The organism is uncultured Neglectibacter sp., from assembly GCA_937958185.1.
GTDB lineage: Bacteria > Bacillota > Clostridia > Oscillospirales > Acutalibacteraceae > Acutalibacter.
On sequence record CALFFN010000021.1, the window covers coordinates 181664 to 206742 of the forward strand.

Consider the following 25079-nt stretch of genomic DNA (forward strand, 5'->3'; position numbering starts at 1 on the left):
CCTTTGCGTTTATGATTCTTTTTTCCTTGTCGGCTTGAAGAATTTCAGTCGCAGGGCGTTTGACACCACGCACACGCTGGAAAGGCTCATGGCGGCGGCGCCGAACATGGGGTTCAGCCGCAGCCCCAGCCAGACGAATACGCCGGCGGCCAGCGGAATGCCAATGGAATTGTAAAAGAACGCCCAGAACAGGTTTTCCTTGATGTTCCGCATGACGGCCCGGCTCAGCCGAACCGCCGTAACAGCGTCCAGCAGGTCGCTTTTTACCAGCACGATGTCGGCACTTTCAATGGCAATGTCCGAGCCTGCGCCAATGGCGATCCCCACATCGGCGCGGGTGAGGGCGGGTGCGTCGTTCACGCCGTCACCGATCATGGCGACCTTCTTTCCCGCGCTCTGGAATTCCGCGATTTTCCGTTCCTTGTCCTGGGGCAGCACTTCGGAAATGACCTGGGGAATGTTCAGCTTCCGGCGGATCGCTTCCGCCGTCCTGGCGTTGTCTCCGGTGAGCATCACCGTTTCTATGCCCAGCTCCCGGAAGGCTTCAATGGCTTCCGCGCTGGTGGGCTTTATCACATCGGCGGCGGCGAGAATACCCAGCACAGAGGTGCTGTCCGCAAAGAGCAAAGGCGTTTTGCCCTCGTCCGCCAGCTTTGCCGTCATGGCTTCCAGTTCCTTTTTCTGGGCATCTTTGAGAACGCCCAGCTCGTCCAGATAAGCGAGGTTCCCGGCATAGCAGCTTGCTCCGTCGATTCTTGCAGTCACGCCCCGCCCGAACGCCGCCTGGAAATCCGTGCCCGGCAGATAGGGAACGCCCTGCTCCTCCGCAAAGGCGACTACCGCCTCTGCCAGCGGGTGCTCGCTCTGCTTTTCCAGGCTGTACGCCACGGACAGCAGCCTTTCCCGGTCAGCGGAAAGGGGGAGGACGTCCGTGATTTTCGGCGCGCCCTGCGTGATGGTCCCCGTCTTGTCCAGCACCACGGTGTTTATGCTGTGAGCGGTCTCCAAAGCGTCGCCGGATTTTATCAGAATGCCGTTTTCAGCGCCCTTGCCCGTGCCGACCATAATGGCGACGGGCGTGGCAAGCCCCAGCGCGCAGGGGCAGGAGATCACCAGAACGGAAATGCCGATGGAAAGGGCGAATTCCGCCGTTGCGCCCAGAAGAAGCCATACGACGGCGGCGACAATGGCAATACAGATCACCGTGGGCACGAAGATCCCGGCGATCTTATCCGCCAGCTTGGCAATGGGCGCCTTGCTGGCGCTGGCTTCCTCCACCAGCCGGACGATCTGGGAAATGGTGGTATCCTCGCCGACCTTGGTGGCGCGGAAGCGGATATAGCCCGTCTTGTTCACCGTAGCGGAGATCACAGGGTCGTTTTCCCGCTTTTCCACAGGAATGCTTTCCCCGGTGATAGCGGACTCGTCAATGCTGGTGCTGCCTTCAAGGATCACGCCGTCCACGGGAATGGAAGCGCCGGGCTTTACCGCAATGCAGTCGCCCACTGCGATTTCCCCTACGGGCACCTCCACCTCCTGCCCGTCCCGCACCACGACCGCCGTTTTCGGGGCAAGCCCGATCAGCTTAGTAATGGCTTCGCTGGTGCGTCCTTTGGATTTGGTTTCCAGGTATTTGCCCAGGGTGATCAGCGTAAGGATCGTTCCGGCAGACTCAAAATACAGGTCCATGGAGTAGTGCTCCACCGTGGCAAGGTCGCCGTGCCCCAGCCCATAGCCAATGCGGTACAGCGCGAAGATTCCATACACGATGGCGGCGCTGGAGCCGATGGCGATCAGGCTGTCCATGTTTGGGTGCCCGCGGAACAGGGAAGAAAAACCGTTCCGATAATATTTCTGGTTGGCGAAAACGATGGGGAGCAGCAGGATAAGCTGGGTGAGCGCAAAGGTCACGGCGTTCTCCGTGCCGTGAAAATACCGGGTGATAAAGGCTGGCACAGGCAAGCCGAACCATTCCAGGAACATGTGGTGCATGGAAAGGTACATCAAAGGCACAAGGAAGCAAAGGGACACGAGGAACCTCCGCTTCATGTGCCGAAGCGCCTCCGCAGATTCCGATACAGGCGCTTCCTGAACATCTTTCGCGCGCTGCTCGCTTTTATCCGGGCTGGCGCCGTAGCCGCCTTTCTTTACCGCCCTGATAATATCCTTCTCCGAGACGCCGGTCTCGTCATATTCCACCTGCATGCTGTTCGTCAGCAGGTTCACGGAAACCGTTTGCACGCCTGGAAGCGCTGATACGCTTTTTTCCACATGGGCAGAGCACGCGGAGCAGCTCATGCCGGTGACGCAAAATTTTTCTTTTGTCATGGAACACCATGCCTTTCTTGGGCTTTACCGGGAAAACCCGGATCCTGGTTTTCAATATATCATTTTGGAAAGAGCTTGTCAATAAAAATATACTAAAACACTATACTTTCCGTTTTTCCACGGAAAACCAATGATAAAACAGGCGTGAAGGGAAGAAACGCACCCGTTTTATTATGTCCGGGACATAGCGGAATTTGTAAAGGTCTCTCTACACATTTTTCGCCCATAATTTTTGTGAAAATGCGGATTGCCTATTGAAAAATCGAAAGCCCTTTGCTATAATGATACTGATAGCGGAAAGCCAATATCTGGCAGACCGCAAATATTTTAGAGCTAAGCTCTAGGAGGAAATTTCAATATGAAAAAAGTTCTTTCACTGGTGCTGGCACTGGCGCTGCTCTGCGTCTGTTTTGCCGGCTGCGGAAATGACAACAGCAACAGCAGCGCGCCTGCTTCCAGCACTGCGCCTGCATCTTCTGCTGCTGGTTCTTCTGTCGCCGATACTTCTACCGGCGGCGAAGTCTACAAGATCGGCGTTCTCGCTCCCGCTGTGACCCATGGTTGGGTGGCAGGCGTTGCCTATTATGCAGAGCAGCGCTGCAAGGAGCTGTCCGATGCTGGGGAGATCGAGTACAAGCTGCTCACCAGCAACAATGCAGAGGAAATGACCAGCCAGATCGACGACCTGCGCACCTGGGGCGCTCAGGCAGTGGTCGCATTCCCCCAGTGGGAAGGCATGGAGTCCCCCATTCAGGCTCTGATCGACGATGGCATCTACGTAGTCAACTTCGATATTGAGATCAAGTGCAACGGTGTGTACCGCGTGTCCGGCGACAATGAGGACATGGGTCGCCAGAGCGCTCAGTACATCGTGGATAAGGTCGGCAATACGGGCAATGTCATCATGCTGAACGTTCCTTCCTCCGGCTCCGTTTCAGAGCTGCGCCAGAAGGGCTTCGAGGAGAAAATGGCTGAGATCGCCCCTGACATGAACGTGGAGACCTTTGCCACGCAGTTTACCCGTGAAGCCGGGCAGAAGGATTTTGCCGATATCCTTGCCACCCATGAGAAGATCGACGCGGTGTTCTCCATGGACGATGAGACCTCTATCGGCGTTCTGAATGCCATTCGGGAAGCAAACCGCACCGATATCAAGGTCATTACCGGCGGCGGCGGGTGCCAGGAATACTTTAAGATGATGAAGGATAACGCTGACATCAACATTCAGTCTGCCCTGTACAGTCCTGTCATGGTTATGGACGCTGTGGATAACGCTCTGTCTCTGCTGAAGGGCGAGAAGGTTGAGGAAGTGAAGATCATTCCCACTACCGTGGTAGATAAGGATAACTGCGACCAGTATCTGGACGAGAGCTCTCCCTACTAAGAAATATTTATTGAAAATCGGAAAGGCTATGGCGGAAGCGTCATAGCCTTTTTCCAAAGGGGAGGTTTATGGCATGACCCTTGAAATGCAAGGGATTTTCAAATCCTTCGGCGCAAACGATGTGCTGAAGAATATCAATTTTTCCATAGCGGGCGGGGAGATATCCGCCCTGCTGGGGGAGAACGGCGCGGGAAAGTCCACCCTGATGAACATTCTGGGCGGCGTGATCTCCGCCGATGCCGGCACACTTACCATGGACGGCAAGCCCCTGCATTTTCGGAACCCCACGGATTCCCTGAGCGCCGGGATCGCCTTTATCCATCAGGAATTGAACCTGGTCAACGACTTGGCGGTCTACGAGAACATGTTTATTGGCAGGGAGCTGAAAAAACGGTTTGGAATGCTGGACGCTGCCACGATGTGCGACAGGTGTACGGAGATTTTCCAGCGTATGGAGATCGACCTTGACCCCCGCACCATGGTGCGGGACCTGGACGCTTCCTACAAGCAGATCGTGGAGATCGCCCGGGCGCTCCTGATGGAGGCTTCCGTCATTATCATGGACGAACCCACCACTTCGTTGACCGAGCCGGAGATACAGAGGGTGTTTGAAATGATGCGCACCCTACAAAAGCAGGGGGTAGCCATCGTATTTATCTCCCATAAGCTTCGGGAGGTCATGGAGATCTGCACCAGATATACCGTCCTGCGGGACGGCTCGGTGGTCGCCAACGGTCTGGTATCGGAAACCAGCGTAGACGAGCTTGCCCGCCACATGGTAGGGCACGATGTCCGTACAGAATCCCTGCGGACGGAACGGGAGCTTGGGGAAGAGGTGCTCCGTGTCACCGGGCTTTCTCAGGAGGGAAGCTTTCAGGATATCAGCTTTTCTCTCCGCGCCGGGGAGATATTAGGCTTTACCGGGCTTTTGGGCGACGGCAGAAGCGAGCTGTTCCAGACCATTTTCGGCAGCGCCGGAAAATACGCCGGGGAAATTCAGGTCGCCGGCATGCCGGTCGCGATCCATTCCACGCGGAAGGCAATGTCCCTTGGGATCGGCTATGTGCCGCGCAACCGCAAGGAAAACGGCATCATTGCCGACATGAACATATTGGAGAACGGCTCCATCGTCACCTGGGGTCAGAATCGGAAAGGGTTCCTGCTGGACTGGAAAAAAATCAGCGAAGGATTTTCCGCCCGCGCGGAATCTCTCCGAATCAAAATGGAAGGGGAGAAGCACCCCATCGGCAGCCTGTCCGGCGGCAATCAGCAAAAGGTCGTGCTGGCAAAATGGCTGGGAGCGGAGCCGAAGATACTGATTTTTGACAACCCCACCCAGGGCGTGGACGTAGGCGCGAAAGAGGACATTTACGATGTGATCCTGAAGCTTGCCTCCCAGGGTGTGGCGATCGTGGTGCTTTCCAGCGAGGCGCAGGAGATCATTCGCCTGTGCGACCGTACACTGGTCCTGTATCACGGCAGGGTGCAGGGAGAGCTTCCCGCGGAGGAAATGACGGAGCAGGAGATCATGCGCCTGGCAACAGGCGGTGAAATGAAAGAAAGGGCGGTAGTGTAAGTGGAAAAGACAAAACGGGCAAAGCGGAATCCATTTTCCAGCTTTTTGCATCTCTGGCGGACAAACCCGCTGTTCAGTACAGGTATGGCGCTTCTGGTGATGGTGATTTTGCAGACGATCGCCATTTCCGTAAATTCCACCTTTTCTTCCCCCGGGGACTGGATCGCCAAATGGGTCTCCAACTGGCTGAATATCCTCAGGGGCAACGCCGGTATCGGCATTATTGCTTTGGGAATGGCATTTGTTATCATTTCCGGGGGGATCGACCTTTCAGTCGGCTCGCTTTACGTGGCTGCCGGCGCTTTTTGCCTGATGCTGCTGGACACAGGCTCGGTGGGTCTGTTTGGCAAGATCGGTCTGACCGGCGTTCCCGCTATTCTGCTGGCGGTGATCCTCACCGTGCTGTTTGCCACCCTGTTGGGTGAGTGCAACGGGCTTCTGGTATCCTACGGCAAGTTGCCGCCCTTTATCGCAACGCTGGGCGCCATGCAGATTTTCCGCAGCGTGACCCAGTATGCCATGAAGGGGCAGAATGTGTCCCTGCCCAGCGAATTTTTGCAGATTTCCCAGGTTTCCGTAGGCGGGCAACGGATCATGCCCATCCTGTACTGGGCGGTTGTTGTCGTTGTGATGTATGTGATTTCCAAGCATACGGCATTCGGCCGCCATGTGTTCGCGGTAGGCTCCAATGAGCGCACTACCAGCCTGTCCGGCGTCAACGTGAAAAGCGTCAAGCGCCGTGTATACGCCCTGATCGGTCTGCTGGTCGGTGTGGCTTCGGTGCTCCAGTTGTCCCGTATCGGTTCTCTGGACTACGCCAGCGGTGGCAGCGGTTATGAAATGGACGCCATCGCCGCCGTGGTGGTAGGCGGCACCAGTATGTCCGGCGGCAAAGGCTCTATCATTGGTACGGTGTTTGGCACGCTGATCGTAGCGGTGATGAATAACCTTCTGAACCTGATCGGGGTTGACCCATATCTCAGCTCCGCGTTCAAGGGCGCTATCATTATCGGCGCCGTGCTGCTTCAGAGGAAGGACCGTATCTGATTTTCTAAGAAACGGTGAATTGACGGTTGATTTTTCCGGCTTTTCCCATTATAATAAAAGAAGCGAACAATTCTATTTTCCGGGAGGCAAAGAAAATGCTGGTATCTGCAAAAGAAATGCTTACAAAGGCAAAGGCTGGCAAGTATGCTGTCGGTCAGTTCAACATCAATAACCTGGAATGGACAAAAGCCATTCTGCTGACTGCGCAGGAGAATAATTCCCCTGTGATCCTCGGTGTATCCGAGGGCGCCGGCAAGTACATGTGCGGCTATAAGACCGTTGCCGACATGGTAAAGGCAATGATCGAGACCCTGGATATCACGGTTCCCGTGGCGCTGCATCTGGATCATGGCAGCTATGAGGGCGCATTCCAGGCAATGGACGCAGGTTTCTCCTCCGTCATGTTTGACGGTTCTCATTACGGCATCGAGGAGAATATCGAAAAGACCAAGGAGGTCATTCGTGCTGCCGGCGAGCGCGGCATTTCCGTGGAGGCGGAGGTCGGTGCCATCGGCGGCGAGGAAGACGGTGTTGTCGGCGGCGGCGAGGTTGCCGATCCCGATGAATGCAAGAGCATTGCCGATTTGGGCGTTACCATGCTGGCTGCCGGTATTGGCAATATCCATGGCGTGTACCCTGAGAACTGGAAGGGTCTGAACTTCGACGTTCTGGCGCAGATCCAGGAAAAGACCGGCACAATGCCGCTGGTGCTCCATGGCGGCACAGGTATTCCCGAGGACATGGTGAAAAAGGCTATTTCCCTCGGCGTTTCCAAGGTCAACGTGAACACCGAGTGCCAGCTGTCCTTTGCAGCCGCGACCCGGAAATATATCGAAGAGGGCAAAGACAAGCAGGGCAAGGGCTTTGACCCCCGGAAGCTGCTGGCTCCCGGCTTTGAAGCCATCAAGGCAACTGTGAAAGAGAAGATGGAGCTGTTCGGTTCTGTCAACAAGGCGTAAGTTCCCTTTTTTAGTCAAAAATTTCCCTGAAAATGGAATGACGGTGCGTGTTTTCGTACCGTCATTCCCTATTTTTCCAACCTTTTCTTGTATTTTTTTGATAGATATGCTATAATGAACGAAATGTTAGATTCGGATTCCGAATCGGTTGGTTTGAGGAATCGTGGAGGACGCAAGATGGAAAGCAAATTGTGCATGAATTGCTTTGCAGGCTACCGTCCGGAGGAGGGCGAACATTGTCCCGTGTGCGGCTGGGACAATGGAAAAGCCCAGGTTCTGGGTGGGCTGCGGTATCATACGGTGCTTGCCTCTCGTTACAGTATCGGTCGCGTAAAGGCGATCAACGGCGAGGGCGTCACCTATGCTGCTCTGGACCTTACCACCAAGCGGGTGGTAGAAGTCCGGGAGTTTTTTCCTGCGTCTCTGGCGACCCGAAACCCCGACGATCAAAGCTTGGTCCCCAATCAGGGAAATGAAGTGGAGTTTGAACGCCATTTGCAGGAATTTGTCCAGCTTTCCAAGGGCGTCAGCCGCCTGCGGGAGCTTTCTGTCATGACCTCGGTGCAGGATATCTTTGAGGAAAACTATACGGCGTATGCTGTGTATGAGTATGTTCCGGCGCTTTCTTTACGGCGTTATGTGGAAAACGCCGGGGGAAAGCTTACATGGAATGAAACTAACAGAATGTTTATGCCGGTGCTGACGGCGCTGGGGCTCATGAACTCTTTGGGCATTTCCCATCTGGGGATTTCGCCCGACACCCTGCGGGTGACGAAAAACGGAATGCTGTTCATTACCGGGTTTGCGGTTTCTTCTCTCCGCCACGCGGGGGATACGCTGGAGGCGGAGCTGTTTCCCGGCTGCGCGGCAATTGAACAGTATAACGCAAAAGCGGTTTGCGGTGAGGCGAGCGATGTGTACGGCTTGGCGGCTTCCATGCTGTTCGCTTTGACAGGGCAGCTGCCCCAGGAAGCGCCAAAGCGATTGCAGGACCAGCGGCTCATGATCTCCAAGGACGTGCTGAAATCCCTGCCGCCCTTTGCGGTGACCGCTATTGCCAACGCCCTGCAGGTGAAGCCCAATGCCAGAACCGCCAGCTTTGAGCGGTTCAAAACAGAGCTCTCTGCCGCTCCCTCCATTGTCAACGAGGTTGACCAAACGGAAGCGATCCGCCGTCTTCCGCCCCTGGACGTGGACCTGCCCCAGAACAAGGGACTGCCCCCGGCGGTATGGCTGATCGGCTCCTGCGTCATCACTCTGATCGCCCTTATCATCGTAGCCTCCATGTGGCTGGGCGATGCGGGGGTGTCTATCGACGACATCCAGAAGGTCTTCGACAGCGGCAGCTCCGCCGAAGCGCTGGTGGTGCCCAACCTGGTGAACCAGAATTACGACGAATGGGCAAAAAAGGTAGGCAGCGGAAGCTATGACTTTAAGCTGAAGATTTCCGACCGTATTTTCAGCGACACCTTTGAAGAAGGGGATATTATCAGCCAGAGCCCCCTGCGCGGGGAGTCCATTGCCCACGGCGATACGGTTCTGGTAACTGTGAGCAAGGGGAGCGCCAAGCGTGTGCTGCCCTCTATCAAGGGCGTCAGCTTTGCCGAGCTGCAGGACCTGCTGACCAAAAACGGTTTTATCCCCGTGCAGGAGGAGGAAGCCAGCGAAGATGTTGATGCGGGCTATGTGATACGGTATCAGGATCACAACGAGGGGGATTCTCTGGACTACGGCACGACTGTTACCGTGGTCGTCAGCTCAGGCCCTGCGGGATAGTAAAACGAGGAGAGGGGAAAAGAGCCGCTATGCCGAATGTTTCAGAAAAGAAGAGGAAGCTGCTCTGCCTTCTCCAGGTACTCTGGGAAAATACAGACACGGAACACACCATGACGCTGCCTGAGCTGCTGCAGGAGCTGGAGAACCGCGGTGTTCCCGCGGAACGGAAAAGCCTTTATGACGACATTGAGACGCTCCGCAGTGTAGGCGTGGATATCAGGACCAGAAAGCAAAAAACCTATCAGTATTTCATAGAAAAACGGATATTTTCCATGCGTGAGCTGCGTCTTCTGGCAGAGGCGGCAGCGGCGTCATCGTTTATCCCGGCAGGGCAGGCGAACCTGCTGATTGGAAAACTGGGCGAGCTGTGCAGCACCTATCAGGCGGATGACCTGCGCCGGCGGGAATATCCTGCGCTGACCTCTCCGAAGCTGGAGGGGGCTGCCCTTTCCACGGCAGAGCTGCTGTACCGGGCAATTGCGGAAAATAGGAAGGTGAGCGTTCAGCTTGCCGAATGGCGGTTATCCCAGCAGGGGAAGCCGGAATGTGTTGTGAAAAAAGGGGAGAAGCCCCGCGTGTTCAATCCGTGGAAGCTTCTTCTGGAGCAAAATCATGGAGTTCTGCTGTGTTCCGATACCGAAACGGCAAAGCTGCAGACGCTGCCGCTGGAACGGCTGGCAGGGCTGGAGATACTTCCTGAAGCGCGTGACAGTTCGGACCTGCTTCCCGCGCCGGAAGGCAAAGGAGAGAAGCTGGTTTTGGAATTTCCGTCCGACAGGCTGGGCGTGGTGGCAGAACGCTTTGGCGCGGATTTCACGGCAGAACCTGCCGGAAAGAACCGTGTGAAAGCGTCCTTAAAAGCAATTCTTTCCCCGGATCTGTTCACCTGGCTCTTTTCTCAGGGACCCGATGTCCGCCTGATCGCGCCGAAAAAACTGGCGGAGCAGTTCCGCGAACGGGCAAAAGCCCTGGCAAAGCTCTATAAAGCTTGAACCCGGTTATCTGGAAACGCTTTCCCTGAGGGAAGGCGCTTCTTTTTTTGCAGGGCTTTCCGGCGTCACAGAGAATCTTTTGTCAGAGACCCGGCAGACAGCCCAGTACCCTGCGGCGAAAAAGACACCGCATACTGCTGTTTCTATCCCGAGCTGCACAAAGGGATTGGAAAGGCTCAGCCCGTGCAGCAGCCCGCTCCCCAGCCAGACAGAGCCGATGGCGCACAGCAGGGGCAGTATGATGTGCCACAGCAGGGAGAGACGCACGTTGGTCACTTTCAGGAGCCGATGGAGACTGAGGGCGGCGTTAAAGATCGTGCTGAAAAAAAGAATGCACACATAGCTTTCCATGCCGAAGAATCTCAGGAAGCACAGGATCAGCACCACCCGGATCAGGGAATCGGAAAAATTGTATTTCATGGAATTGAACTGCTCATCCATACCCTTCAAGAGACTGTCCACCACCACATCAAGATAAATGAGCGGCACAATGGGCGCCAGGACCCGCAGGTATTCCCCGGCAGCGGCGCTGCGATAAAACGCATTGCCCCAGCCGTCACCGAACGCGAGGAAAACGGCGGCAAAGAACATGCCGAATGCCAGCGCGGAGCGGATCGACTTCCCGGCAATGTACGCCACAGCTTTTCGGTGTCCCAGCTCCCGTTCTTTGGAAATTTTGGGGATCAGCAGGGAAGCAAAGGACGTGAGAAAGGAGGAGGGAAAATAGAGCATGGGCATTGCCATGCCCTGCAGCAGCCCGTATTGGGACAGGGAAGCCGAATAGCCCAGTCCAAATTTTCGCAGCTCTCTGGGGATCAACAGGTTTTCTCCCGTGTTCAGGAGACTTTTCGCGGCGGAGCTCAGCGTACAGGGCAGGGCAATGTGGGAAAGCCCGTGAAGCACGCCGCTGCTCTTTTTCCGCTCCTTTGGGGTGTTTTTCTTCAGGCTGTGCCGATAGGCGGACCAGCTTACGAGAAAGGACGCAGCTTCCCCCAGGGTGGAAGCCGCCATGGCAGCAAGGCAGGCGGATTCAATGCTTTTGGGCGCGTACTTCCAGAAGAAAAATACCGTGGCAAGAATGGTAAGGATTTGTTCCAGGGTATCCGACGCCGCAGTGGACAGCGATTCGTCCACCGCCAGAAAGTAGCCCTTCATGCAGGTGCAAAGGGACATAAACGGCAGACCAAAGCCCAGAATGCGCAGGCAGGGGGCTGCCTGACGGTTCCCGAGAAAGGTGACGGCGGCAAAGTCCGATAAGAAGAACAGGCAGAGGGAGATCGCGGTGCTGATGGACAGGCAGAACGCAAAGCACCGGGCAACGGTGGAGCGGACGACCTCCCGCCGGTTCCCGGCAATGGCGGCGGTCACCATGCGGGTCACTGCCAGGCTGATGCCGGAGGTGGAAAGGGTCACTGTCAGCATGAAGATGGAGAAAATGAGCTGATACAGCCCCATGCCCTCTGAGCCGATCTTTTGGGACAGATAGGAACGGTAGCCCATATTGGTAATGCGGAGAAACAGGGAAACTGCCGTTAGAATGGTCCCCTGCAAAAAGAATTTCTGTTTCGTCATGTCACCCATGTCCTTATCTGCTGAAATGCCTGACTTGAAAGCTTGCCGCAGGTGTGTTACAATCCATAGTATAAAACCTGTGAGAAAGAGAGAACACCTATGGACGAGAGCTGGACCGAAGTAAAAATAGAAGTCCCCGCAGACCGGGTAGATTTGGCGGGAGATATCGCAAACATGGTAGTGCCCTACGGTATTTATATTGAGGACTACTCCAATTTAGAAGCCGAGGCAATGGAGATCGCCCACATTGACCTGATAGACGAGGAGCTGCTGGCAAAGGACAGAAGCAAAGCCATTGTCCACGTGTATATCAGCCCGGAGGCAAACCCGGCGGAAGCAATTTCTTTCTTAGAGGAACGCTACCGGGCTGAGAAAATCCCCCATGAGATATCCTGCGCTTCCTGTGTAAAAGAGGACTGGATCAACAACTGGAAAAAGTATTTTAAGCCTATTCCTGTGGGAAAGAAGCTGCTGATCCGCCCTATCTGGGAGGAAAATTTTGACGCAGACGGGCGCATCGTGCTGGACCTGGAGCCCGGGCTCGCATTCGGCACCGGCACCCACGAGACCACGCGCCTGTGCCTGGAGCTTTTGGAGAAATATATCAGCCCCGGCTGCGAGTTCCTGGACATGGGCTGCGGCAGCGGCATTCTGTCCGTAGCCGCTCTGCTGCTGGGCGCAAAATCCGCCGTAGGTGTGGACATTGACCCCCTCGCCGTGAAAACCGCGGTGGAGAATGCGAAAAGCAATGGGGTAGAGGAACGCTTCACCGGGATCTGCGGCAATCTGGCGGACAAGGTGAGCGGCAAGTTCCAGGTGGTTGCCGCCAATATCGTGGCGGACATTGTGATCCTTCTCAGCAAGGACGCGCCCCGCTTTCTGGAAAAGGACAGCGTGTACATTGTCAGCGGTATTATCGACGCCCGGGAAGACGACGTGCTTTCGGCGCTTTCCGATACCTTTACTGTTCTGGAGCGCAGAGAGGAAAAGGGTTGGGTAGCAATGGCGCTGAAATTGAAAACTAAAAAGGTAAAGGAATGATATCAATGGAACAAATCGAAACGTCCCGGCTTCTGCTGCGCCCCTGGAGAATGGAGGACGCTGAGGAGATGTATGAATATGCGAAGGACCCTGATGTCGGTCCCAATGCCGGGTGGAAGCCCCATGAATCCATTCAGGAAAGCAGGGAAATTCTGGCGGCCTGGCTGGAAAGCGAAGAACAGATATTTGCCATCACCCTGAAAGAGACCGGCAAGATCATTGGCTCTCTGGGTATTGAGCGGGACGGTCTGCGTCAAGGTGTTCCGGGCGTGCGCAGCCTGGGCTATGTTCTGGGAAAAGCGTACTGGGGGCATGGATATATGACGGAAGCGGCTATTGCTGCCATCACCTATGCCTTTGAATCCCTGAAATTGGAGCTTCTTTCCGTGACACATTATCCTTTTAATGAGCGCTCAAAACGTGTCATCAAAAAATGCGGATTTCATTACGAAGGCACCCTGCGCAGGTCGACCAGGCTTTCCGATGGCAGGATTTTAGACCACTGCTGCTATTCCATGACAAGAGAAGAATATCTGGAGAAAAGAAAAAACTATGAATAACACGCCCTTGCTTTTTGCCATGACTGAATACGAAAGCGGCTGTGTGGAACGGGTGAACCACTTCCTAAAGGTTTACGCCTTTGCCAAAGCCATTGGGGAAGGAGAGGCGTTCCCTGCCAAAACGCAGGAAATTCTGGAGACCGCTGCCATCGTGCACGATATCGGCATCAAGCCCAGCCTGGAAAAATATGGCAGCGCCGCCGGAGAATATCAGGAGCTAGAAGGTCCTGCCGCAGCAAAGGAAATGCTGGACCGTCTGGAATATCCCGCTGACATGACGGACAGAGTATGTTACCTTGTAGGGCGCCATCACACCTATTCCTGCATAGCCGGTGACGACTATCAGGCGCTGGTGGAAGCGGATTTTCTGGTCAACATCTTTGAAGGGGACATGAAGCGCCCGGAGATCGAAGCCGTCCGAAAAAATATATTTGCAACCGAAACGGGGAAAAAGCTTTTAGATACCCTGTTCCTGAGATGAGGAAAATTATGGAAAAATTGACAGCGGAAACCTCCATGCTCATGAACGAACGGTTTGGCAAGGACAACGTGATCGCTCTGGCGACCGTTGATGAACAGAGCCCTGCCGTGCGGTATGTCAATGCGTTTTACCAGAATAGGGCATTTTATGTGATTACCTATGGGCTTTCCCATAAAATGCGCCAAATTGAAAAGAACCCCGCTGTTTCCATTGCGGGGGACTGGTTTACGGCAAAGGGAAAGGGGATCGACCTTGGCTGGTTCTGCGCGCCGGAAAACGGTGACCTCGCCAAAACCCTGCGCACTGCTTTTTCGGAATGGATCGACAATGGTCACAATGATTTCGACGATGAAAACACCCGGATTTTGAAGCTGGAATTGACCGAGGGCGTTCTGTTTTCCCACGGGATAAGGTATGATATCGACTTTACATCATAAAAAAGCTCCCTGCCAAGGCAAGCGCCAAAGGCAGGGAGCTTTTTGCTGCTGCTCTACTGGATTGTATCAAAGGTCACGGTTTCCTCGGTCAACAGTTCGCCGTTGTCGCAGTCAAAAATGCGGATTGCGGCAGGGAGGGACGTATCAAGGCATTCCAGACCGTATAACGTTGTCCAATAGCTGCAAAGCCCGTCGGCAGACCTTGCCGCGCCCTCTTCGCCTTCTTCCCGATAGAGACATTCCCGGTCAAAATTGCAGCGGAACGCCGATTCGGAGAAAATGACTTCACCTGCCTGTTCCACCTCGCATTTCAGCGTGCGCGCAGCTGTGTCCGTGGTGGCGATAGAAATTTTCATGCTGTCCTGAGAAAGATTCAAATACGTGATTTGATGGGCGCCGGAGAAGCTTTCCAGTTTCTCCCAGCCGCAGTACCAGCTGGGAACGTCATGATATTCCACCAAATCGTCCGCCGTCCCCACCGCGGCGGTGCGACCTTGCAGATCGACCAGGAAAACGGCAGGGTCAAAGACCTCAGCGCTTTTGTCGTAAGCGCCGACCACCAGCTTGCGCTCCTCATTTTCCCGCAGCCCGGCGGCAAAAAGAGTGCGGCGCTCAGTCATTCCGTCGGTTTCTGTACGCACCATATTGCTCAGGTAGCCTATGCGTCTGCCGTCCTCAAATTGGACAAAAACGGAGGGGGAGGTCCCTGCGGGATATGCCACTGTGATTTCCGTGCATACCGGAGAGGTAACGATGCTTTCCAGCTGAATTTCATCGGCTTCCGCTCCGGCGCAGTCTATCACTTTTTGCCTTGCCGTTTGCTTTTTTACATCAAAGGAAAGGGTGTAGTTTGACGTGTTGAGAAAAATATCCTCCTGCTGGGGAAAATCCGGCGTTCCTTTTTCCACCGTATAGCTGACGGGTCCTCTGACAATGGCAACGGAAAGCTGCTCCTCGTTCCTGAATTTTTCCGGCACGCGGAATGCCCGTTGGGCAATATAGCGCCCGGCGCCGCTTTTGCGCCAATGGGCGGTGGCGTCATATTCATGGAACAGCTCGAAGCCGTCCTCGCGGGTCTCGCCCTCGGAGGTAAACGCCAGCTGCGTTTCCCCATTGATAGTGACGCTTGCCGTGCTCTCGTAAAGGACCGGCTCGTCCGTTTCCGCTTCCATTTCAAAGCCTACAAACACGTAATTCCCGTCATAATAAGTGTCCTGCACGGAAGCGGTGAGCGGCTTTTCGTGATCCCCTGCCGGAAAAACAGTTATTGTAGAAGGGGAGAGCCCGGCATTTGAGCCGCTTTCAGATGGAGCGGCGTGTTCTTGCAGATAAGCCGCCATGTCCTTTTCATTTTGAGAAAGCCTGTTGCTTTCGCTGAACTGGCGGAAAATAGCGCCGATGATCGGCAGATTTTCCGCAAAGGCAGGGAAAGCGAAGCCCACGCCGAAGAAAAGCGCCAGCGCGGCACAGACGGCGGAGAGAGAAACCGCCCACGCCTTTTTTCCGCTTTGCACCGGCTGCCGTTCTTCCAGAAGCGCGTAGGTTTCCTGAAAACGGGTCTCCGCTTCTTGGGAAAGGGGGACGCGCGGCACAGCGTTTCTGATCTCTACGGGAATTTCAGCTCTGTTTTTCATAAAGATTCTCCTCCGTCAAAATTTTTTTGAAGCGGTTCCTGCTCCGGCTCAATCGGACCCGCACAGCTTCGTCTGAGATGGACAGAGCTTTCGCGATCTCCTTTGTGCGGAAGCCGTCGTAATAGAACAGGGAAAGAACCACCTGGTCCATTTGAGGAAGGCGTTCCAGAGCCTGTCCAACGTCCAGCCCTGTGTCCCAGTCGGTTTCCACACCCGGCTCAAAATCCGCTCCCGGCTCGGCAAAATGCTTGCGGAACCGCAGGCAGTCATAGCATTTGTTCAGTAAAATCCTGGTGAGCCAGGTTTTGAAGTATTGGGTGTGCTTCAGGGCGGGCAGCTCCTCCCAGCAGGAGAGAATGGCGTCCTGTACTGCGTCCAGCGCATCATCCTCATTGCGCAGCAGAAGCATTGCCGTGTTATAAAGCATTTCTTTGTGCTGCTCGATCAGAGCCGTAAAGGCGTCCCGGTCGCCGCGTTTTGCTTTTCCAATCAGGCTGGCTATGCAAATCACCTCCTCAGGCTGCTAGCCGTTAGTTGTGAGTTATTAGTCGTTAGAGGAAAGGTCAACTCCAAAAACTGATTTCCAACAGCTTACGACCATTAGACGGTAGAAGAACAGAAATGTTACACGAAAAAACCAGCTAAGGCGTACGACCTGTAGCTGGTTTCTCTTTGATTCACTTTAATAGCTTTTCCTGGAAAAGAAGAAAAACTCTGTGCCGCTCCGTGAAAGCGGGGATTTACAGATTTGCTTTGATCCAGGCGATGTCTTCCTTCAGGCAGGAAACACGATCCTTGCCGCCGTAATTTGCTTCACGCTCGACCACATAGATCACATTGTCGCGCTGTGCGTCGGCAGCCGCCTTGACAGCCTTCCAGTCCACAATGCCTGTGCCGGTGGGAACATTCAGCTTGTCGCGCTCCTCCATCATTTTCAGGAACTCAGGGGGGAAGATGGGCTTGCCGTTTTCGTCCAGTTCAAATTTGGGGTGCTCCTGTACCGCGTGGCGGGACTGGGGCTTGTCAGGTCCGATCACAGCGCCGTTCTCTTTAACATGGATCGCGGCGATGCGCCCGGCGTGCTTTTTGATGTACGCTACAGGATCGATCCCGGCAGCAGAAGCCCAGCCGCAGTCGATTTCAAAGGCTACGGTTTCGGGGTCGGTATTCTCTACCACCCAGTCGTACAGGTATTTGCCCTGATCCTCAGTGAATTCCTGGGTATGGTTGTGATAGCCGATAGTAATGCCGTAGGGCTTGGCAAATTTTCCAAGCTCATTCAAATCCTCGGCATATTCCTTGGCTTCCTCAGCGTTGCAGAAAGGAGAACCGGGGCACGCCACATAGTGGACGCCCAGCTTTGCCAGATAGGGGATATCCTCTTCCATAAGGTCCATTGCGACATGGGCGGAAACCGCCTTGATACCGGCTTCTTTCAGCGCTTTCTGAACGTCCTCAACGGGAAGCCCGGCGTACTCGCGGGCAAATTCCACGCCGGCGTAGCCCATCTCGCCGGTCACCTTGATTTTTTCCAGCGGGGAGTAGGGGGAATCCCAGCCGAAAGAATAGAGCTGCAAATTGATATTATTCATGGTATGTTCCTTCTTTCTTTTGTTATGGAATTTGTGCCTTTCCCGCCAGTCTCCCGACGACAAAGGCACAAAACTGTGTTACATGAAATTTACAACGGAGCAGGGATCAGTCGAAGATCGGCATACCCTCAGCGTCGAAGTAAACGGGCTTGTTGTGCTTGGAAGAATAGTAGATGGAATCCAGGATCTTGGTTACCACGAAAGCCTGATCGGCGGTGACAAAGAGGTCTTCCTTCTTGCCGCTCATCAAAGCCTTGACCCAGATCTCATGCTCCTTGGAAACGGGAGCGGGACCCTGGCTGAAGCCGGGAATGTAGCCTGCAACCTTGTCGCCGACCCAGGAAATGGTGGGATGTCCGGCAACAACGTGGTTCAGGCGGACACGGTCTTCCTTGGTATCCAGACCGCCCTTGGTGCCTGCCAGCATGGTGTAAGCCTCGCCGTTGGCGCCGGTCTCCTTTGCCATGTTGATAGCCCAGGAAGCGCGCAGGTTGATGACAGCGCCGTTCTTCATCTTGATGTGACCGACAGCGGAATCTTCCACGTCGTAGGTCTCGTTGTTCCAGGCGTCCTGCTTGCCCATCCAGTTGTACTGACCCTGATGGTCGGGATCGAGCAGACGACCCAGCTTCTCGAAAGAAGTACCTACCACGTACTCCACGTCGTAGTTGTTCATCAGGAACAGGGTGAAGTCCAGCGTATGGGTGCCAATGTCGATCAGCGGACCGCCGCCCTGCTTGGACTTATCGGTGAACACGCCCCAGGTGGGAACGCCGCGATAACGCAGGTAGGAAGCCTCAGCGTAATAGATATCGCCCAGCCAGCCATCATCGACGACCTTCTTCGCGACCTGATTGGCGGGGAAGTGGCGGTACTGATAGCCGATGGTCAGCATCTTGCCGGTGCGGTCGCGCGCTTCCAGCATTTTCTTGGCGTCGGCAGTGGTAGCGGCCATGGGCTTCTCGCACAGAACGTGCTTGCCGGCTTCCAGAGCAGCAATGGTGATCTCGCAGTGAGCGATGTTGGGGGTCAGAACGTGAACAGCGTCGATGGTGGGATCGGCAAGCAGCTCATGATAGTCGGTATAAACCTTTGCATCAGGAGTGCCGTATTCCTTTGCTGCCTTTTCTGCTCTCTCAGGGATCAGGTCGCAGAAAGCGCACAGGTCAACATGCTCGGTCTGCTGGGACATACCGGGGAAGTGCTTCTGGTTGGCGATACCGCCGCAACCGATAAAACCGATCTTTAACTTTGCCATTGGAAATCTCCTCCTATTTTTCTATGTACAGGCAATGTACATAAGATTTCCCCTACATTCTACTATAGATATTTGGAAAAGTAAAGGGGATTTTGTGAGAAATTCTAAAAATTTACAAAAATTTTTCTGAGAATCTGTGAGATTGTTCAGAGGGGCGAACAATAAGAAAAACGCCTGAAAAGCAGAAGGTTTTCCTGCGATCCAGACGTTTTGTGTGTCTTATCGGGGGCGGTCAGGCGTCCTTTTTCCAATGCTCCAATAAAGGAAGCTGCTGTGCAAAGTAAGCCCTTGCCTGTTCCGGGGGAAAGCTTTCATTGGACATGTGCTCCGTCAGGAAATCCAGCAGCTGATCCATGTTTTCATAGACAAAGCTTCCGTCCGTGTAGCACCACTTGCAGTATTTCTCGTTGAAGCTGCCGTCCGGCTCGCGGCTGATGGTCTCGTCCTCATTCAGCGGCATGCCGCAGCACTGGCAGATCAGTTTCCTGGGGCTGCCCAGCAGCGTGTTGATGGATACCTCAAAGGTGGTGGAAAGGCGCTTCAGCGTGTCGATATCAGGGGTGGTGTCACCGTTCTCCCACCGTGACACCGCCTGCCGGGTAACGGAAAATTTCTCCGCCATATCCTCCTGGGTCATGTTGTGCCGCAGCCGCAGATCTTTCAGAATTTCACTGGTTTTCATGATGTCGCGCTCCTTTGTGTTTGGTGTGTCACTATCGTAGCACGCGCAGGAGAACCTGTCACGCAACTGTGTGTTGCGGCGAAGAGAGGGAACCATCAGTATTGCCTTCCCCAATAGACCATATGCTTGGCGGGCTTGCCGCAGCAGGCGCAGACGTCGGAAATGTGCTCCTCCTCAAAGGGAATGCAGCGGGATTTCACGCCGCCCGTGTCTTCCTTGATTTTATCCTCACAAGCGGGGTCGCCGCACCACATGGCTTTGATGAAGCCCGGCTTATTTTTCGCAATATCGAGGAACTCCTCATAATTTGAGGCGGTAAAGGTTTTGGAGTGCAGATTTTCCAGAGCCTTCTGGTACATGCTGTCGTGGATTTTCTCCAGACAGCCGCCGACAAACGCTTTCAGGTCGGAGAGCTGCACAGGGCACTTTTCGCCGGTATCGCGCCGGACTGCCATGCACTGTCCCTGCTCAATGTCCTTCGGACCGATCTCGATGCGCAGGGGCACACCCTGCATTTCATACTGGGCAAATTTCCAGCCGGGGGAGTTATCGCTGTCGTCCAGCTTTACCCGGAAGCTTTCGGAAAGCTGCCGGTACAGCTCGTTTGCCTTGTCCAGTACGCCGGGCTTGTGCTGGGCGATGGGGACGATCACCACCTGAATGGGGGCGATCCTGGGCGGCAGCACCAGCCCGTTGTTGTCGCCGTGCACCATGATGACGGCGCCGATCAACCGGGTGCTCATGCCCCAGGAGGTCTGGAAGGGGGTGTGCAGCCCATTGTCCCGTCCTGTAAAGGAAATGTCGAACGCCTTGGCGAAGCTGTCGCCGAAATAGTGGGTGGTGCCGCCCTGCAGCGCCACGCCGTTATGCATCATGGGTTCCAGCGTATAGGTGGCTTCCGCTCCGGCGAATTTTTCCTTTTCCGTCTTTCTGCCCACCACAGGGGGGATCGCCAGCGTTTCCCGGTAGACGTCCTCGTAGACCCGCAGCATTTTCAGGGTAAATTCTTCCGCTTCCTCGGCGGTCTCGTGCATGGTGTGACCTTCCTGCCACAAAAACTCTGCGCCCCGCAGGAACGGGCGGGTGGTCTTTTCCCAGCGCATGACGGAGCACCACTGATTATACAGCTTGGGCAGGTCGCGGTAGGAGTGAATGATTTTCTGGTAATGCTCGCAGAAGAGCACCTCGCTGGTGGGGCGGACATAGAGCTTTTCAGACAGCTCCTCGCCGCCACCCTGGGTGACAACGGCGCATTCGGGGGCAAAGCCGTCGATATGGTCCTTTTCCTTTTGCAGCAGCCCTTCGGGAAGGAGCATGGGCATATATACGTTCTGAACGCCCAGCTTTTTGAAGCGCTCGTCCATATCCTTCTGGATATTTTCCCAGATGGCGTAGCCGTACGGCTCGTAGACGATGCAGCCCTTTACGCTGGAATAGTCCGCAAGCTCAGCCTTTCTCACGATATCGGTGTACCAGTGGGCGAAATCCTCGTCCATCGAGGTGATGTCCTCGACCTTTTTCTTTTCCTGTGCCATGAAAAACAGTTCCTTTCGGCAAAATTCTTGCATACTCCATCATTATATAGGCAGCGGGGGAGTTTTGCAAGAGAGAAGATGAAAAACACCCGGGAAAGCCCCGGGCGTTTGGAAACTTTTTTCTTTTTCCCCACAGATAGGCGCAAAAAAGCCCGGGCAGGGAAACCTGCCGCGGGCTGTGCTGAGAGCTTAGTTTTTGGAATGGCTTTCAATATACTCGACCAAAGCGCCTACAGTTTTGATGTTTTCCACTTCTTCGTCGGGGATTTCCACCTCGAATTCGTCCTCAATGGACATCAGCAGGTCTACCACGTCCAGTGAATCCGCACCGAGATCGTCCGCCAAGGTGGTTTCCGTAGTGATGGAATCTTCTTCCGTGTCAAACTGCTCGCTCAGAATTGCTTTGATTTTTTCCAGTACCATGTTACAGCCTCCTGAATTTCTCAAATATTAGAGTCTTGCGGCGTATCCGAGTACGCCTTGCCGGGTCGCAATAGACAAACCGGCGGAAATGTGATACAATCCCAGCAAAGAAAGTTTTGATTTTTGGGACGGTATCTGTTACCTACATTTTATTGACTACTTTTCCCTTTGTCAACTGGGAAATGTAAAAAAATTGGCAAACTCGAAAAAAGAGGTGCTTTTTTTATGAAAAAAACGCAAAAAGCCGCCGTGATCGGTCACCCTATCGGGCACACCATGTCGCCTTTTATCCAGAAACGTCTTTTTGAGCTTTCTTCGATCCCGATGGAGTACCAGGTGCTGGACGTGCCGGACTTAGCCGCGGCAATGGAAACGCTCCGGGGGCTTGACTGCTTCAACGTTACCATTCCCCATAAAACCAATATCATTCCCTTTCTGGACGGGCTGTGCGACCATGCGCGGCTCTGCGGTTCCGTCAATACCGTGACGGTGCGGGACGGCAGGCTCTACGGCAGCACCTCGGACGGACCTGGGGCAGCGGTGGCGCTTTCCGTTCATGGTCTGTCCATGAATGGAAAAATCCTCCTGCTGGGAAACGGGGGGGCTGCCAGGGCTATTGCCTTTATGGCTGCCCAGCACCCCGATTTCAACCTGACGCTCGTCCACCGGGACGGCTCCTATGAAAAGGCGATGGAGCTTGCCGGAGACCTTGCCGCTTTTGCGCGGGACCGCGGCGACAGGCACTTCCTTATCACCGTTCAGAGTTATGCGGAGCTGGAAGCGGAAGCCCGGGGCGGCTTGAAGCGGTATGACCTGCTCATCAACGCCACAAGCGTCGGCATGTACCCGAATATTGGAGTCAGCCCAGTCAGCGAAGCGGTCGTATCCCGCTGCGGAGCGGTTTTTGACGCGGTCTATAACCCGGAGAAAACGGAGCTGCTGCGTCTGGCGGAGAAAGCGGGCGTTAAAACCGTCGGCGGCATGGGTATGCTCGTCTGCCAGGCGGCATATTCCCACCACATCTGGTTCGGGACGGAATTTCGGAATGAAGATCTACTGCAGCTTATCAAAGACGCAAATGTAGAAATGAAACGGATTTTCGGAGAGGGTATCGCATGAGGGAAAACATTGTGCTGTGCGGCTTTATGGGCTGCGGCAAGACCACGGTGGGAAAGCGCGCCGCCAAGCTGATGAAGCGGAAATTCTGTGATTTGGACCATTATATAGAAGAAAAAGCCGGCATGACGGTCACGGAAATTTTTGCCCAGCAGGGGGAGGAGGGCTTTCGCCGGTTGGAAACGGAAGCAGTGCGGGAGGTCTCTAAAGAGGGGAACATGGTGGTCGCCTGCGGCGGGGGCACGGTGCTGCGCCCGGAAAATGTGGCCGCGTTCCATGAGAACGGGGCGCTGATCCTGCTGCTGGACGTGCCCCTGCCCGTCCTGCAGGAGCGGCTGAAAAACGATACCAGCCGACCGCTGCTGCAAAAGCCCAACCGCAATCAGGTGATAGCCGAGCTGTACCGTCGGCGCATTTCCCTGTACCGCAGGGCGGCGGACGTGACTGTCCGTGCCACGGCGCCGTTTTGGATCGTTGCCAAAAAAGTGGCTGCCGTTGGCGGCAGAATGCTGGAAGCTTCTGCAGAAAACAGAGAAAAATCTTGACAAATCCCGATTTGTAGTCTATGATTAAGAAAATTCCCGGCAAGGAGCATGTTCTCATGAACTCTCTGATGACAAAACGATTTAGCCGCTATTACCGCCCGCAGTTTACTGTTCGGGCTTTTTGTGCTGGGAAAAATGACGGCGGCTGTGTATCTTTGCGGATTCGGCGCTCCCTGTAGCGTGCCGAAAGCAGAATACAGGATACTTTAGCGGAGCCGCCCGATGGCTTCGCTGTTTTTATGTATGCTGAAAATAATGAATTAGGAAAGGAAAGAAAAACATGATTATCGTATTGAAACCCAATCAAAAGCAGGAGCTGGTAGATTCCTTCGTCAAAAAGCTCACCTCGGAATACGACGTGCAGGTGAACACCTGGGTGGGCACCCAAAGCACCGTGCTGGGTCTGATCGGCGACACCACCGTGATTGACAGCGAGTACATTCAGGCGCAGGATTTTGTAGAAAGCGTCAAGCGCGTGCAGGAGCCCTACAAAAAGGCGAACCGTAAATTCCACCCCGACGATACGGTCATCACCCTGCCGAACGGCTCGAAGATCGGCGGGGGCGGGCTGGCGCTGATCGCCGGACCCTGCTCGGTGGAAAGCGAAGCGCAGATATGCTCCGTGGCGGAAAGCGTAAAGGCTTCCGGCGCCACCTTCCTGCGAGGCGGAGCCTTCAAGCCCCGCACCTCGCCGTACTCTTTCCAGGGCATGAAGGACGAGGGTCTGAAGCTGCTGTCCGAAGCGAAGAAAAAGACCGGGCTGCCCATCGTGACAGAAATCATGAGCATTGACCACCTGCCCCTGTTCGACGATGTGGACGTCATTCAAGTGGGCGCCAGGAATATGCAGAATTTTGAGCTTTTGAAGCAGCTGGGTAAGCTGCATAAGCCCATTCTCCTGAAGCGCGGGCTTGCCAGCACCATTGAGGAACTGCTGATGAGCGCGGAATATATCATGGCGGAGGGCAACGAGCAGGTCATTCTCTGCGAGCGCGGGATCAGGACTTATGAAACCATCACCCGGAACACCCTGGATATTTCCGCGATCCCCGTGTTAAAGCGGCTGTCCCATTTGCCCGTTATCGTAGACCCCAGCCACGCTTCCGGCATCAACTGGCTCATTGAGCCTTTGGCGGTGGCGGCGGCGGCGATCGGAGCGGACGGCTTGATCATTGAGGTCCACAACGACCCCAGCCACGCCCTGTGCGACGGCGCCCAGTCCATTACGCCCGCCCAGTTTGACGCGCTGGCAAAGAAGGTCACCAAGGTTTCCGAAATGGTGCACGGGCTATGAGGAAAAAAATCGTTGTAGTAGGCCTGGGGTTGATCGGCGGCTCTATCGCAAAGGCGCTGAAGCTCAATACCGACCACATTGTGCTGGGCGTGGACACGCAGGAGGACACGCTGCTGGACGCCTGTTCCTGCGGCGCCATCGACGGGAAAACCAGCCCGGAGGACTTGCGCACCGCCGATGTGGTGTACCTCTGTATCTACCCCGAAAGCGCGCTGGAATTTGCGAAAGAGAACGGTCCCATGTTGAAAGAGGGCTGTATCCTCACCGACGCTTGCGGCATTAAGGGAGAGATATGCCAGGGCATGGAGCGGCTGCGCGGCACGGGCAAATACGTGTTTGTGGCAGGGCACCCCATGGCAGGGAAGGAGCTGAGCGGCTTTGCCGCCAGCGACGCCGGGATTTTCGCGGGAGCGTCTTATCTGATTGCCCCCTGCGGCGCGCCGGAATGGGCGGTGGACGAGGTCGCTTCTCTCGCAAAAAGCATGGGCTTTGGTCGTGTGGTGATGACCACCCCCGAGCAGCATGACCGGGAAATCGCCTTTACCTCTCAGCTGCCCCATGTGCTGGCGTGCTCTTATGTGATGAGCCCGCGCTGTAAAGAACATCAGGGCTTTTCCGCCGGCAGCTACCGGGACGTTTCCCGGGTCGCCAATATCAACGATGTGCTGTGGAGCCGCCTGTTCCTGGATAATCGGGAGGAACTGCTTTCCGAGCTGGACGAGCTTATCAAAAATCTTTCCTCTTTCCGCTGTGCCATTGACAGCGAAGATGAGGAGCGGTTGCGGCAGCTGCTCCGCCATGCGGCGGAAATCAAAAGGGAAGTGGGCTGAACCGCCCGGAAAGGAAT

The 25079-nt window shown here is 55.0% G+C and carries 23 protein-coding genes; 14 read left to right on the forward strand and 9 right to left on the reverse strand.

Annotated features, from left to right (window positions below):
• Positions 1-9 precede the first annotated feature (9 nt).
• A complete protein-coding gene (locus AB8996_RS06655; RefSeq protein WP_369298191.1) occupies positions 10-2328 on the reverse strand; it encodes a heavy metal translocating P-type ATPase in 2319 nt (772 codons plus the stop codon).
• A gap of 358 nt (positions 2329-2686) precedes the next feature.
• Between AB8996_RS06655 and AB8996_RS06660 the strand changes: the two genes are divergently transcribed.
• The 6 genes from AB8996_RS06660 to AB8996_RS06685 all read left to right on the forward strand — a co-directional run bounded on the left by AB8996_RS06660 (position 2687) and on the right by AB8996_RS06685 (position 10062).
• The gene (locus AB8996_RS06660; RefSeq protein ID WP_369298192.1) at positions 2687-3712 is read left to right on the forward strand and encodes an ABC transporter substrate-binding protein; all 1026 of its coding nucleotides are present in this window, start codon (positions 2687-2689) and stop codon (positions 3710-3712) included.
• Between the two features lie 73 nt (positions 3713-3785).
• On the forward strand, positions 3786-5288 hold the full coding sequence (locus tag AB8996_RS06665; RefSeq protein WP_369298193.1) for a sugar ABC transporter ATP-binding protein: 1503 nt from the start codon (positions 3786-3788) through the stop codon (positions 5286-5288).
• Complete coding sequence (locus AB8996_RS06670; protein WP_369298194.1) at positions 5289-6335, forward strand: ABC transporter permease; 1047 nt, start codon at positions 5289-5291, stop codon at positions 6333-6335. It begins immediately after the preceding gene.
• Between the two features lie 95 nt (positions 6336-6430).
• Positions 6431-7294, forward strand: a complete 864-nt coding sequence (gene fba, locus AB8996_RS06675; protein WP_369298195.1) for a class II fructose-1,6-bisphosphate aldolase — start codon at positions 6431-6433, stop codon at positions 7292-7294.
• Positions 7295-7471: 177 nt separating this feature from the next.
• Complete coding sequence (locus AB8996_RS06680; protein ID WP_369298196.1) at positions 7472-9070, forward strand: PASTA domain-containing protein; 1599 nt, start codon at positions 7472-7474, stop codon at positions 9068-9070.
• Between the two features lie 110 nt (positions 9071-9180).
• Positions 9181-10062, forward strand: coding sequence for a helix-turn-helix transcriptional regulator (locus tag AB8996_RS06685; RefSeq protein WP_369298197.1), 882 nt, complete (start codon positions 9181-9183; stop codon positions 10060-10062).
• A gap of 6 nt (positions 10063-10068) precedes the next feature.
• Here AB8996_RS06685 and AB8996_RS06690 read toward each other — a convergent pair whose 3' ends face one another.
• Positions 10069-11634 carry an oligosaccharide flippase family protein gene (locus AB8996_RS06690; RefSeq protein ID WP_369298198.1) on the reverse strand — a complete coding sequence of 522 codons (1566 nt, stop codon included), beginning with the start codon at positions 11632-11634 and terminating at the stop codon, positions 10069-10071.
• A gap of 99 nt (positions 11635-11733) precedes the next feature.
• Between AB8996_RS06690 and prmA the strand changes: the two genes are divergently transcribed.
• Genes prmA through AB8996_RS06710 form a run of 4 tightly spaced genes read left to right on the forward strand, consistent with a single transcriptional unit; the run spans position 11734 to position 14153 of the window.
• Entirely contained in the window at positions 11734-12675 is a 942-nt protein-coding gene (prmA, locus tag AB8996_RS06695; RefSeq protein ID WP_369298199.1) for a 50S ribosomal protein L11 methyltransferase, read from the forward strand.
• A gap of 5 nt (positions 12676-12680) precedes the next feature.
• Positions 12681-13235, forward strand: coding sequence for a GNAT family N-acetyltransferase (locus tag AB8996_RS06700; RefSeq protein WP_369298200.1), 555 nt, complete (start codon positions 12681-12683; stop codon positions 13233-13235).
• A complete protein-coding gene (locus AB8996_RS06705; RefSeq protein ID WP_369298201.1) occupies positions 13228-13716 on the forward strand; it encodes an HD domain-containing protein in 489 nt (162 codons plus the stop codon). The genes AB8996_RS06700 and AB8996_RS06705 overlap by 8 nt, the downstream gene beginning before the upstream one ends.
• 8 nt (positions 13717-13724) lie before the next feature.
• On the forward strand, positions 13725-14153 hold the full coding sequence (locus AB8996_RS06710) for a pyridoxamine 5'-phosphate oxidase family protein (RefSeq protein WP_369298202.1): 429 nt from the start codon (positions 13725-13727) through the stop codon (positions 14151-14153).
• Positions 14154-14206: 53 nt separating this feature from the next.
• On the opposite strand, the gene AB8996_RS06715 is transcribed toward AB8996_RS06710, so the two are convergent.
• From AB8996_RS06715 to acpP, 7 genes are all read right to left on the reverse strand, one after another.
• Entirely contained in the window at positions 14207-15787 is a 1581-nt protein-coding gene (locus AB8996_RS06715) for a DUF4179 domain-containing protein (RefSeq protein ID WP_369298203.1), read from the reverse strand.
• On the reverse strand, positions 15771-16298 hold the full coding sequence (locus AB8996_RS06720) for a sigma-70 family RNA polymerase sigma factor (protein ID WP_369298204.1): 528 nt from the start codon (positions 16296-16298) through the stop codon (positions 15771-15773). Before AB8996_RS06720 ends, AB8996_RS06715 begins: the two co-directional genes overlap by 17 nt.
• 229 nt (positions 16299-16527) lie before the next feature.
• Positions 16528-17379 carry a sugar phosphate isomerase/epimerase family protein gene (locus tag AB8996_RS06725; protein WP_369298205.1) on the reverse strand — a complete coding sequence of 284 codons (852 nt, stop codon included), beginning with the start codon at positions 17377-17379 and terminating at the stop codon, positions 16528-16530.
• 106 nt (positions 17380-17485) lie between these two features.
• Positions 17486-18637, reverse strand: coding sequence for a Gfo/Idh/MocA family protein (locus tag AB8996_RS06730; protein ID WP_369298206.1), 1152 nt, complete (start codon positions 18635-18637; stop codon positions 17486-17488).
• A gap of 232 nt (positions 18638-18869) precedes the next feature.
• Entirely contained in the window at positions 18870-19319 is a 450-nt protein-coding gene (locus AB8996_RS06735; RefSeq protein ID WP_369298207.1) for a zinc ribbon domain-containing protein, read from the reverse strand.
• A gap of 95 nt (positions 19320-19414) precedes the next feature.
• Positions 19415-20854 carry a proline--tRNA ligase gene (gene proS, locus AB8996_RS06740; RefSeq protein WP_369298208.1) on the reverse strand — a complete coding sequence of 480 codons (1440 nt, stop codon included), beginning with the start codon at positions 20852-20854 and terminating at the stop codon, positions 19415-19417.
• A 189-nt stretch (positions 20855-21043) separates the two neighbouring features.
• Entirely contained in the window at positions 21044-21277 is a 234-nt protein-coding gene (acpP, locus tag AB8996_RS06745) for an acyl carrier protein (RefSeq protein ID WP_369298209.1), read from the reverse strand.
• A 225-nt stretch (positions 21278-21502) separates the two neighbouring features.
• On the opposite strand from acpP, the gene AB8996_RS06750 reads away from it, so the two are divergent.
• The 4 genes from AB8996_RS06750 to AB8996_RS06765 all read left to right on the forward strand — a co-directional run bounded on the left by AB8996_RS06750 (position 21503) and on the right by AB8996_RS06765 (position 25062).
• Positions 21503-22396, forward strand: a complete 894-nt coding sequence (locus tag AB8996_RS06750) for a shikimate dehydrogenase (RefSeq protein WP_369298210.1) — start codon at positions 21503-21505, stop codon at positions 22394-22396.
• The gene (locus tag AB8996_RS06755) at positions 22393-22938 is read left to right on the forward strand and encodes a shikimate kinase (RefSeq protein WP_369298211.1); all 546 of its coding nucleotides are present in this window, start codon (positions 22393-22395) and stop codon (positions 22936-22938) included. Before AB8996_RS06750 ends, AB8996_RS06755 begins: the two co-directional genes overlap by 4 nt.
• Positions 22939-23218: 280 nt before the next feature.
• The gene (gene aroF, locus AB8996_RS06760; protein WP_369298212.1) at positions 23219-24232 is read left to right on the forward strand and encodes a 3-deoxy-7-phosphoheptulonate synthase; all 1014 of its coding nucleotides are present in this window, start codon (positions 23219-23221) and stop codon (positions 24230-24232) included.
• Positions 24229-25062: a prephenate dehydrogenase gene (locus AB8996_RS06765; protein WP_369298213.1), complete on the forward strand. Its 834-nt coding sequence runs from the start codon at positions 24229-24231 to the stop codon at positions 25060-25062. The genes aroF and AB8996_RS06765 overlap by 4 nt, the downstream gene beginning before the upstream one ends.
• Positions 25063-25079 lie beyond the last annotated feature (17 nt).